This window comes from Streptomyces sp. NPDC058052, from assembly GCF_042885515.1.
Classification (GTDB): domain Bacteria; phylum Actinomycetota; class Actinomycetes; order Streptomycetales; family Streptomycetaceae; genus Streptomyces.
In genome coordinates this window covers 457697-467153 of sequence record NZ_JBHVRX010000003.1, presented here as the reverse complement: position 1 = coordinate 467153, position 9457 = coordinate 457697, and the positions used below count along the sequence as shown (strand labels likewise).

The following is a 9457-nucleotide window of genomic DNA, read 5'->3' as shown; positions in this document are numbered from 1 at the left end:
TCCGCAGCGGCGGTCCGGCCGTACCCCCGCACCCCGCGCCCCGGCCCGCCCTGCCCGCCCCCGCCACGCCCCCGCCGCCCCGTTCCGCCCGGCGCTAGCCTGAGCGCATGCCCGACGATCTCGACCGCTTCCTCACGGCCGGACCCCGCGTGGGTCTGCGCCCGTTCACGCTCGACGACGCCGACGAGTTCACCGCCCGGGCGGAGGAGAGCGTGGAGCTGCACCGGCCCTGGCTCTTCCCGCCCCGGACGGCCGAGCGGTACGCCGCGTACGCGGGCGCGCTGATCGAGGAGCCGGCCCGGGCCGGCTTCCTCGTCTGCGAGCGGGAGGAGGACGGCCGCATCGCCGGCTTCCTCACCGTCAACAACATCGTCCACGGTGCCTTCCGCAGCGGTGCCCTCGGCTACGGCGCCTTCGCGCACGCCGCCGGGAGGGGCCTGATGGGCGAGGCGCTCGGCCTGCTCCTGGGGTACGCCTTCGGTCCGATGGGACTGCACCGGCTGGAGGCCAACATCCAGCCGGGGAACGCCCCGTCCCGCACGCTGGTCCGCCGTGCCGGCTTCCGGCTGGAGGGCTTCTCCCCGGCGATGCTCCTCATCGACGGGGCCTGGCGGGACCACGAGCGGTGGGCGATCACCGACCCTTGCGGTTGATCTTCATCGTGTCGAGGTCGGTCACGGTCGACTTCAGCCCCGCGTAGCCGTGGCCGAGCGCGTCCAGCGCCGCTTCCACCCGCTCCTCGGCCAGCGCGCCGGCCATCTCGTCGCCGTCCTCGGCGTCCGACGAGACGACCAGCCGGTACGAGAAGTGCTTCAGCGTCCGGTCGTAGCTGAGCGAACCCTCCTCGGTGAACCGCATCGACGCGAGGCCGTGCTCCTCCACCTCGGCGAGCAGCCGCTCCCGGCTCTCGGGCGACAGCCCGTCGAAGGTGCCCCGCACGATGACCCGGTAGGTGTGTGGCGTGCCCATCTCTCGTACTCCCGTGGTGCTCCCGGTGCCCGCCACGGCGGCGGACGACCCTCCACCCTAGGCAGGCTCCCGCACCCGGCGCGCGCCAATTAAGGGGGGCGGAAAGCGCTGGTCACGCACTCTGTTCAGGGCGGTCCCCGGCGTGTTCCATGGGCGGATGACGACCGTACGACGTGCCGTGCTCACCCTCCCCGCGGCCCCGCTCGGCCCGGACAACCCGCTGCCCGCCCTCCGCACCCCCGGCCCGGCGCACGCGCTCGGTCCCGGGGAACTCGCCGCGCTGCCGCGCGACATGGCGCGGGGCATCGGCCGGGCACCGCTGCGCAGCCTGCTGCCCGCGCCGGTCCGCGACGGCTACGGCCGGGACCGCCGGGAGACCGCCCTCGACGCCCTCGTCCTGGAGAACGACCGGCTGCGGGTCACCGTCCTGCCCGGGCTCGGCGGCCGGATCCACTCCCTCCACCACAAGCCCACCGGCCGCGAACTCGTCTACCGCAACCCCGTGTTCCAGCCCGCCGCCTTCGCCCTCAACGGCGCCTGGTTCTCCGGCGGCATCGAGTGGAACACCGGCGCCACCGGCCACACCACCCTCTCCTGCGCCCCGGTGCACGCGGCGGCCGTCCCCGCGCCGGACGGCACCCCGATGCTCCGGCTCTGGGAGTGGGAGCGTCTGCGCGACCTGCCGTTCCAGGTCGATCTGTGGCTGCCCGAGGACTCCGACTTCCTCCTCGTCGGCGTCCGCGTCCGCAACCCGCACGAGCGGCCCGCCCCCGTCTACTGGTGGTCCAACACCGCCGTCCCCGAGCGCCGCCGGATCCTCGCCCCCGCCGACACCGCCTGGCACCACGGCTACGAGCGCGGACTGACCGCGGTCCCCGTGCCGGCCGGGGAGGACGGCACGGACCGCTCCCGGCCGGGGCGCAGCACCCACGCCGGCGACTGGTTCTACGACCTGCCGGACGGCGGCCGGCGCTGGATCGCCGCCCTCGACGAGGACGGCACCGGCCTCGTCCAGACCTCCACCGACGTGCTGCGCGGCCGCAAGCTCTTCGTCTGGGGCACGGGGCCCGGCGGCCGCCGCTGGCAGGAGTGGCTCACCGCCCCCGGCACCGACGGCTACGCCGAGATCCAGGCCGGACTCGCCCGCACCCAGCTCGAACACCTCGAACTCGCCCCGGAGTCCGAGCTGAGCTGGCTGGAGGCGTACGGGCCGCTGGCCGCCGGTCCCGGCGCCGCGCTGGGCCCCGACTGGGCGGCCGCCCGGGCCGAGACCGAGCGGAGCCTCGACCTGGCCCTGCCCCGTACCGCCGTCGACGCCGCGCACGCCGCCTGGCGCGAGCGGGCCGCCGACACCGACCCGGCACCGGACGCCGTCCTGGCGGCCGGCTCCGGCTGGGGCGCCCTGGAGGTGCTGCGGGCCGGCCACGCCCTGCCCGGCACCCCCTTCCCGGAGACGACCCTCGGTGCCGAGCAGGAACCCTGGCGGGACCTGCTGCGCACCGGCGTCCTGCCGCCGCCCGCGAAGGGCGCCGTACCGGCCGCGCCGCAGGTCGGGCCGGCCTGGCGGGACATGCTGGAGACCGCGCCCGCCGACCCGTCCACCGAGTACCACCTCGGCATCGCCCAGTGGCACGCCGGCGACCGCGCCCAGGCGGTGCGCAGCTGGGAGCGGGGCCTGGCGGGGGCGGCGGTCCGCTGGCCGCTGCTGTACTGCCTCGCCGTCGCCGACCGCGAGGAGGGGCACCCGGAGCGGGCCGCCCACCGCTTCGCCGAGGCGTGCGGGGAGCTGGCCGGGACGGTGGACGGGCCGGCCGCCGTCACCACGGCCGCCGCGCTGACGCGCGAGGCCGTCGACGCCCAGCTGGCGGCGGGCCGTCCCGAGCGCGCCCGGACGCTGTGGCGGGAGCTGCCGGAGGAGGTGCGCGCGCGGGGCGCCTTCCGGCTCCTGGAGGTCCGGATCCTCCTCGCCGAGGGGAGGCCGGCCGAGGCCCGCGCCGTCTTCGACGCGGGCTTCGAGGTCCCGGACCTCCGGGAGGGCGCCGAGGTCCTCGGCGACCTCTGGTCCCGGCTCACCGACGAACCCCTGCCGGACGCCTACGAGTTCCGCATGCGCCCGTAGGGTCCGGCTCAGGGGACGCGGCAGAGGATCTCGCCGTGCGGGACCATGAACCAGGCGTCCTCCTGGGTGCCCCACTCGCGCCAGGCCGCGCCGATCTCCGCCAGCCCGGCGCGGGTGGCGTGGCCGCCCTCGACCGCCAGGTCCGCGTAGGAGGAGGCGGTCGTGCGGTCCGCCCACAGGCCGCTCCACCAGGCCCGCTCGCCGGGGGTGGAGAAGCACCAGGTGCCCGCCGTGGTGGTGATGTCGGTGAAGCCGGCCTGCCGGGCCCAGGCGAACAGCCGCCGCCCGGCGTCCGGTTCGCCGCCGTTGGCGCGCGCCACCCGGTGGTACAGGTCCAGCCAGCCGTCCAGGGCGGGCCGTTCGGGGTACCAGGCGAAGGCGCCGTAGTCGCTGTCGCGGGCGGCCACGATCCCGCCCGGCCGGCACACGCGGCGCATCTCGCACAGCGCGCGCACCGGGTCGCCGACGTGCTGGAGCACCTGGTGGGCGTGGACGACGTCGAAGGAGTCGTCGGGGAAGTCCAGGGCGTGGACGTCGGCGACGGCGAACTCCACGTTTTTCAGGCCGCGTTCGCCGGCGGTCGCGCGCGCCTTCGCCAGGACGTCCTCGGCGGCGTCGACGGCGGTGACCCGGCCCGGGGCGACCAGGGCGGCCAGGTCGGCGGTGATGGTGCCGGGACCGCAGCCGACGTCCAGCACGTCGAGTCCCGGGCGCAGTTCGCCGAGCAGGTAGGCCGCCGAGTTGGCGGCGGTGCGCCAGGTGTGCGAGCGGAGCACGGACTCGTGGTGGCCATGGGTGTAGACGGCGGTCTCGTGGACCGGGGACTGCTCGGAGGCGTGCGTCATCGAACCGACTCCCTCGGTGTGGGTGTGGGGTTCCACGGTAGGGCCCGTCGCCGCATGGTGAGACTGGTGTCTTGCCATATGGGCAGCGTGTGCTGCTCGCCGCCGGGTGGACGGGCCCGCCGGGCACGAGAGTTCGGCGGGTCGCGGGGCGGGCCGGCCGGAGGCGGTGCCGTGGACATTCCGGACTGGAGTTGGTTTCTAGAAAGGACTTCTATATCTTTCCGTGCGGGGGGGGCGCGCGACGGGGGGCGCGTACCCGCGGGGGCGGCCCGGACCGTGGGGGAACCGGGCCGCCCGCCGCGACCTCGCCGGGCCGCCGCCGGCCGCACCCCGCCCCCTCCTGTGACAGCCTCGTGAACAGGCGCCCGCGACCGGGCCCCGCCGCCCCGCGCGCCCCTACGATCGGGCCGCCGCCGTCCGGCGGCCCGACCCATGACCGTGCCGAGGAGTCCCGTGCCGCACCCGCCCGCGCCCGTCCGCCGTACGCTCCTGAAGGCCCTCGCCGCCGGACCGGCCGCCGCCGCGCTCGGCGGACTCGCCACCCCGGCCTCCGCCGCCACCGCTCCCGCGCCGGCCGCGCCCCTCGCCGCCCCCGGCATCGTCAAGCCCCTGCCCGACGCGTACTTCACCGTCCGCGGCACCAACGCCGAGGCCCGCTTCGACGCCCTCGCCGACACCGGGTTCCTCACCCCCGCCGACCGCTTCTTCGTCCGCAACCACACCTCCACCCCCGTCCTCGACGCCCGGGACTGGCGGCTCACCCTCTGGGGCGACGGACTCCACGGCCGCGACCCCGTCCACTTCACCTACGGGCGCCTCCGTGACCTGCCCTCCGTCACCCGGACGGCCCTCGTCGAATGCGCCGGCAACGCCCGCAGCCTCTACGCCACCCAGCAGGGCCGGCCCGTCTCCGGCACCGCCTGGACCCTCGGCGCCGTCGGCGCGGCCCGCTGGCGCGGCGTCCGCCTCGGCGAGGTGCTGCGCCGCGCCGGACTCGCCCACGACGCCGTCGACCTGCTGCCCCGCGGCCTCGACGACCCGTACGTCTCCGGCGGCACCGACTACGGCCGGGTCCGCCGCCCGCTGCCCGTCGCCAAGGCCCTGGACGACGTGATCCTCGCGTACGAGATGAACGGCGAGCCGCTCCCGTACGACCACGGGCACCCCGTCCGGCTCATCGTCCCGAACTGGGTCGGCATCGCCTCCATCAAGTGGCTCGGCGACATCGAGGTCTCCACCCGCCCGCTGGCCAGCCCCTGGTCCACCGACTGGTACCGGCTCCTCGGCGAGGCCCACCCGCCCGGCGGCAGCGCCCCGATCACCCGCCAGACCCTCAAGTCCGGCTTCCAGCTGCCCTTCGGCGCCACCCTGGAGGCCGGCCGCGTCCACCGGCTCACCGGCCGCGCCTGGTCCGCCCACGCGCCCGTCCGCTCCGTCGACGTCTCCACCGACGGCGGCGCCACCTGGCGCCCCGCCCGCCTCCACGACGCCCCCCGGCGCGGCGCCTGGGTCCGCTGGTCGGTGCCGTGGCGGCCCGGGAGCGCCGGGCCCGCCACCCTGCTCTCGCGCACCACCGACGCCGCCGGGAACACCCAGCCCGAGCGGGCCGTCCACAACGCCCAGGGCTACCTCTTCGACGCGATCGTCCGTCACCCGGTCGCTGTCGTCTGAAGAGGCACAACCGGACGAACCTCCGTATAAAGGGCACGGGGATGCCGTGCCCGGCGCCCCGTGCGCTCAGGAGGTACGGGACATGCGGGAGACGGCTCCGGAAGGCCGCGGCCCGGTCCGCTACGGACCCCCCGCGCCCGGCAGCGGCCGCCCCGTCCCCCCGGGGCTCGCCGCCCTCCTCGCGGCCGCCGCCGGCCGGACCGACCCCGAACCGCCCGGCGGCGGACCCGTCCTGCGCGAGGCCGCCGCCGGCTACTGGTGGCGCCGCGGCCTGCGCGGCCACGGCGAGGACTGCCTCGCCGCCCCCGGCGCCCCCGCCCTCCTCCTGGCCCTCCTCGCCGCCCACGGCGGCGACGTGCTGCTGCCCCGGCCCTGTCCCGCCTGGTGGACCCCGCAGATCCGGCTCCTCGGCCGGCCCGCGTACCACGTGCCCACCACCGCCGAGGCCGGCGGCGTCCCCGACCCGTACGCCCTCCTGGAGACCGTCCGCCGGGTCCGCGCCGAGGGCGGCGACCCCCGCGTCCTGCTCCTCTCCGTCGCCGACGACCCCACCGCCACCGTCGCCCCGCCCGAACTCGTCCGCGAGAGCTGCGAGGCCGCCGTCGCCGAGGGCCTCCACGTCGTCAGCGACGAGACCTGGCGCGACACCCTCCACCACCCGCGCGACACCGTCCTCGTCAGCCCCGCCGAGATGTGCCCCGACGACGTCACCGTCCTCGCCGACCTCGCCGGCGGCGGACTCGTCCCCGCCTCCTGGCCCTGCGCGATCGCCCGCTTCCCGCCCACCGGCCCCGCCCGCGCCGACCGTTACGGCGACCCCCGCGCCCGCACCCTCGACGTCCTCACCGCCCTCGGCGCCGTCCTTCCCGCGCCCGTCGCCCCCGCCGTCGCCCACGCCCTCGACGAACCCGAGGACGTCTCCGTACCGGCCCTGCGCGCCGCCGCCGTCCACGGCCGGCTCGCCGCCGCCGCCCACCACGCCGTCGTCGCCGCCGGAGCCCTCGCCCGGCCCCCGCAGGCCGGCCGCCACCTCTACGCCGACCTCGGACCGCTCCGCCCCGGACTCGCCGGCCGCGGCGTCACCGACTCCCTGGAACTGGAGCAGTACCTCACCGCCCGCCTCGGCCGGCCCGTCCCCGGCGGCCACCGCTTCGGCGACGAACTCGGCGCCCTCCGCGTCCGCCTCGACACCGGCCCCCTGCTGGGCGACGGCCCGCCTGAACGCGCCGAGACGCTCGCCTCCCGCGAACCCGAGCACCTCCCGCAGGCGGTACGGGCCCTGGCCGAGCTCTCCGCCACCCTCGGCGAACTCGCGCAGCCCGCCCCGCGGCCCCCCGCGGATCCCCCCGCGCAGAACGGAGCCCGCAGATGACCGAACGGACGGCCCGCCCCGCCCCGGGCACCGAGGTCCCGCGGCGGGCCGCGCCCGCCGCGCTCCCCACCTCCGTCCTCCAGCCGCTCGGCCGGCTCCGCCCCGACTGGCCCCGCACCTTCGCCGGCCGGCTCACCGCGCCCCTGCCCGGCGTCCGCGCCCTCGCCCGGCTCGCCCGCGAAGGCGCCGTGCGCCCCCGGCCCGAGGGGCTGCGGGACGCCCCACGGCTGCCGTTCGAGCCCGGCCCGCTGCCGCCCGCGGGACCCGGCACCGTCGCCGTCACCTGGGCCGGACACGCCAGCTGGATCGTCCGCGTCGGCGGCCTCACCGTCCTCACCGACCCGGTCTGGTCCCGCCGCATCCTCGGCACGCCCGCCCGGCTCACCCCCGTCGGCGTCCGCTGGGAGGACCTGCCGCCGGTCGACGCGGTCGTCATCAGCCACAACCACTTCGACCACCTCGACGCCCCCACCCTCCGGCGCCTCCCGCGCGCCACCCCCGTCCTCGTCCCCGCCGGACTCGGCCGCTGGTTCCTCCGCCGCGGCTTCACCCGCGTCACCGAGCTCGACTGGTGGGAGGCGGCCGAACTCGACGGCGTCCGCTTCGACTTCGTCCCCGCCCACCACTGGTCCAAGCGGACCCTCCTGGACACCTGCCGCTCCCTGTGGGGCGGCTGGGTGCTCACCGACGCCGCCGGCCACCGCGTCTACTTCGCCGGCGACACCGGATACGGCCACTGGTTCGCCGAGATCGGCCGCCGCCACCCCGGCATCGACCTGGCGCTCCTCCCCATCGGCGCCTACGACCCCCGCTGGTGGCTCCGCGACGTCCACACCGACCCGGAGGAGGCGGTCCGCGCCCACCAGGACCTGGGCGCCCGCCGGATGGCCCCCATGCACTGGGCCACCTTCGTCCTCTCCTCCGAGCCCGTCCTCGAACCCCTCACCCGCGTCCGGGCCGCCTGGGAGCGCGCCGGGCTGCCCCGCGAGCACCTGTGGGACCTGCCGGTCGGCGGCTCACGCGTCCTCGTGCCGTAGCGCGCGGCCCCGGCCGCCCCGGTCGCCGCGGATCCGCCGCCACCCGGCCGGCACGGCGCTGATCAGCAGCGTCAGCCCCACCGCCGCCACCACGCCCTGCCACGGCTCGGGGAAGAGCGAGCCGCCCAGGATGCCGATCAGCTGGTACGTCGCCGCCCAGGCCAGACAGGCCGCCGCGTCGCCGCGGGCGAAGCGGCGCAACGGCATGCGGGCGAGCAGACAGGCCAGCATCACCGGGATCCGGCCCGCCGGGACCAGCCGGGACAGCACCAGGACCGACACCTGATGGGTGTCCAGCCGCTCCTGCGCGTGCGCCAGCCGGTCCGGCGTCACCCGGGAGCGCAGGGCCCCCAGCCAGCGGGAGCCGTTCCTCGACCGGACGCCCCGCTGCCCCAGCCAGTACAGCGCCAGGTCGCCGAGGAACGCCGCCGCCGAGGCCAGCAGGAAGACGACCAGCAGCGAGAAGGGCGACGACTGGTGGAAGGCCACCACCGCCGCCGAGCTGACGATCGCCCCCGTCGGCACCACCGGCACCAGCGCGCCCAGCGCCACCAGCAGGAACAGCGACGGATAGCCGACCGCCTGCTGCGTGGACTCCGGTGGCAGGTCCCCCACGGCGGCGAGCAGTCCACCGGTCACCGGGCGACCTCCGGCCGCACCCGCTCGCCGTGCCCCAGCCGGTGCACCGTCACCTTCGGGGCGAGCCGGGCCGCCAGCCGCACGAACTCGTCGCCCGGCGCGTGGAACTCGTGCGGCCGGACCCCGTCGAGGCCGATCGGCCAGTACGTGCCGTAGTGCACCGGCACCGCCGCCGCCGGGGAGAGCGCCGCCAGCGCCTGCGCCGCGCGCCCCGCGTCGAGGTGTCCGTGCCCCAGGAAGGGGCCCCAGCCGCCGACCGGCAGCAGCGCCACGTCCACCGGCCCGACCGCCTCCGCCATGCCGTCGAACAGGCCGGTGTCCCCGGCGAAGTACGTCCGCGCCTCGCCCTCGACGACGTACCCGAGCGCGGGGGAGCGGTGCGGGCCGAACGGCAGCCGCCGGCCGTCGTGCAGCGCCGGCACCGCCCGGACCGTCACGCCCTCCACCGTCACCTCGTCCCCGGCCGCCACCTCCGTCAGCCGCAGCCCCGCCGCGGCCAGCCGACGCAGACCCGGCACGGCGTCCGGCGCGCCGCGCGGCACCAGCAGCCGCGTCCCCGGCGCGAGCCGGGCCAGCGACGGCAGGTGCAGGTGGTCGGAGTGCAGGTGCGAGACGAGGACCGCCTCCGCCACGGCCGCCTCGGGCGGCGGCGGGGCGCCGCGGCGGCGCCGCAGATGCGCGAGACGCCGGGCGAACAGCGGGTCGGTGAGGAACCGGACCCCGGAGTCCTCGACCGTGCAGGTCGCGTGCCCCCACCAGGTGACCTCCACCGGCATGCCGCCCTTCCCTCGCCCTGCGCGCTCCC

At 77.4% G+C, this 9457-nt stretch carries 9 protein-coding genes; 5 read left to right on the top strand and 4 right to left on the bottom strand.

Features of this window, described 5'->3' with window-relative positions; genetic code table 11:
- The first annotated feature begins 107 nt into the window (after positions 1–107).
- Positions 108–653 carry a GNAT family N-acetyltransferase gene (locus ACFVU3_RS06825; RefSeq protein WP_390064298.1) on the top strand — a complete coding sequence of 182 codons (546 nt, stop codon included), beginning with the start codon at positions 108–110 and terminating at the stop codon, positions 651–653.
- Here the strand turns inward: ACFVU3_RS06825 and ACFVU3_RS06820 are convergent.
- Complete coding sequence (locus tag ACFVU3_RS06820; protein WP_390064297.1) at positions 634–969, bottom strand: DUF6204 family protein; 336 nt, start codon at positions 967–969, stop codon at positions 634–636. The two genes, ACFVU3_RS06825 and ACFVU3_RS06820, sit on opposite strands and share 20 nt — an antisense overlap.
- A 157-nt stretch (positions 970–1126) precedes the next feature.
- Between ACFVU3_RS06820 and ACFVU3_RS06815 the strand changes: the two genes are divergently transcribed.
- On the top strand, positions 1127–3088 hold the full coding sequence (locus ACFVU3_RS06815; protein WP_390064295.1) for a DUF5107 domain-containing protein: 1962 nt from the start codon (positions 1127–1129) through the stop codon (positions 3086–3088).
- A gap of 8 nt (positions 3089–3096) precedes the next feature.
- Here the strand turns inward: ACFVU3_RS06815 and ACFVU3_RS06810 are convergent, their stop codons facing one another.
- Complete coding sequence (locus ACFVU3_RS06810; protein WP_390064293.1) at positions 3097–3933, bottom strand: methyltransferase domain-containing protein; 837 nt, start codon at positions 3931–3933, stop codon at positions 3097–3099.
- 453 nt (positions 3934–4386) lie between these two features.
- Between ACFVU3_RS06810 and ACFVU3_RS06805 the strand changes: the two genes are divergently transcribed.
- From ACFVU3_RS06805 to ACFVU3_RS06795, 3 genes are all read left to right on the top strand, one after another.
- The gene (locus ACFVU3_RS06805; protein WP_390064291.1) at positions 4387–5604 is read left to right on the top strand and encodes a sulfite oxidase; all 1218 of its coding nucleotides are present in this window, start codon (positions 4387–4389) and stop codon (positions 5602–5604) included.
- Between the two features lie 82 nt (positions 5605–5686).
- On the top strand, positions 5687–6976 hold the full coding sequence (locus tag ACFVU3_RS06800) for an aminotransferase class I/II-fold pyridoxal phosphate-dependent enzyme (RefSeq protein ID WP_390064289.1): 1290 nt from the start codon (positions 5687–5689) through the stop codon (positions 6974–6976).
- A complete protein-coding gene (locus ACFVU3_RS06795) occupies positions 6973–8013 on the top strand; it encodes an MBL fold metallo-hydrolase (protein ID WP_390064287.1) in 1041 nt (346 codons plus the stop codon). The genes ACFVU3_RS06800 and ACFVU3_RS06795 overlap by 4 nt, the downstream gene beginning before the upstream one ends.
- On the opposite strand, the gene ACFVU3_RS06790 is transcribed toward ACFVU3_RS06795, so the two are convergent.
- Positions 7993–8652 carry a DedA family protein gene (locus tag ACFVU3_RS06790; protein WP_390064286.1) on the bottom strand — a complete coding sequence of 220 codons (660 nt, stop codon included), beginning with the start codon at positions 8650–8652 and terminating at the stop codon, positions 7993–7995. The two genes, ACFVU3_RS06795 and ACFVU3_RS06790, sit on opposite strands and share 21 nt — an antisense overlap.
- Positions 8649–9428, bottom strand: coding sequence for an MBL fold metallo-hydrolase (locus tag ACFVU3_RS06785; protein WP_390064284.1), 780 nt, complete (start codon positions 9426–9428; stop codon positions 8649–8651). The genes ACFVU3_RS06790 and ACFVU3_RS06785 overlap by 4 nt, the downstream gene beginning before the upstream one ends.
- Positions 9429–9457: the final 29 nt, after the last annotated feature.

Coding starts and splice junctions, on each gene's coding strand:
- ACFVU3_RS06815 (WP_390064295.1), top strand. CDS start 1,127: ATGACGACCGTACGACGTGCCGTGCTCACCCTCCCCGCGGCCCCGCTC.
- ACFVU3_RS06795 (WP_390064287.1), top strand. CDS start 6,973: ATGACCGAACGGACGGCCCGCCCCGCCCCGGGCACCGAGGTCCCGCGG.
- ACFVU3_RS06810 (WP_390064293.1), bottom strand. CDS start 3,933: ATGACGCACGCCTCCGAGCAGTCCCCGGTCCACGAGACCGCCGTCTAC.
- ACFVU3_RS06800 (WP_390064289.1), top strand. CDS start 5,687: ATGCGGGAGACGGCTCCGGAAGGCCGCGGCCCGGTCCGCTACGGACCC.
- ACFVU3_RS06825 (WP_390064298.1), top strand. CDS start 108: ATGCCCGACGATCTCGACCGCTTCCTCACGGCCGGACCCCGCGTGGGT.
- ACFVU3_RS06820 (WP_390064297.1), bottom strand. CDS start 969: ATGGGCACGCCACACACCTACCGGGTCATCGTGCGGGGCACCTTCGAC.
- ACFVU3_RS06785 (WP_390064284.1), bottom strand. CDS start 9,428: ATGCCGGTGGAGGTCACCTGGTGGGGGCACGCGACCTGCACGGTCGAG.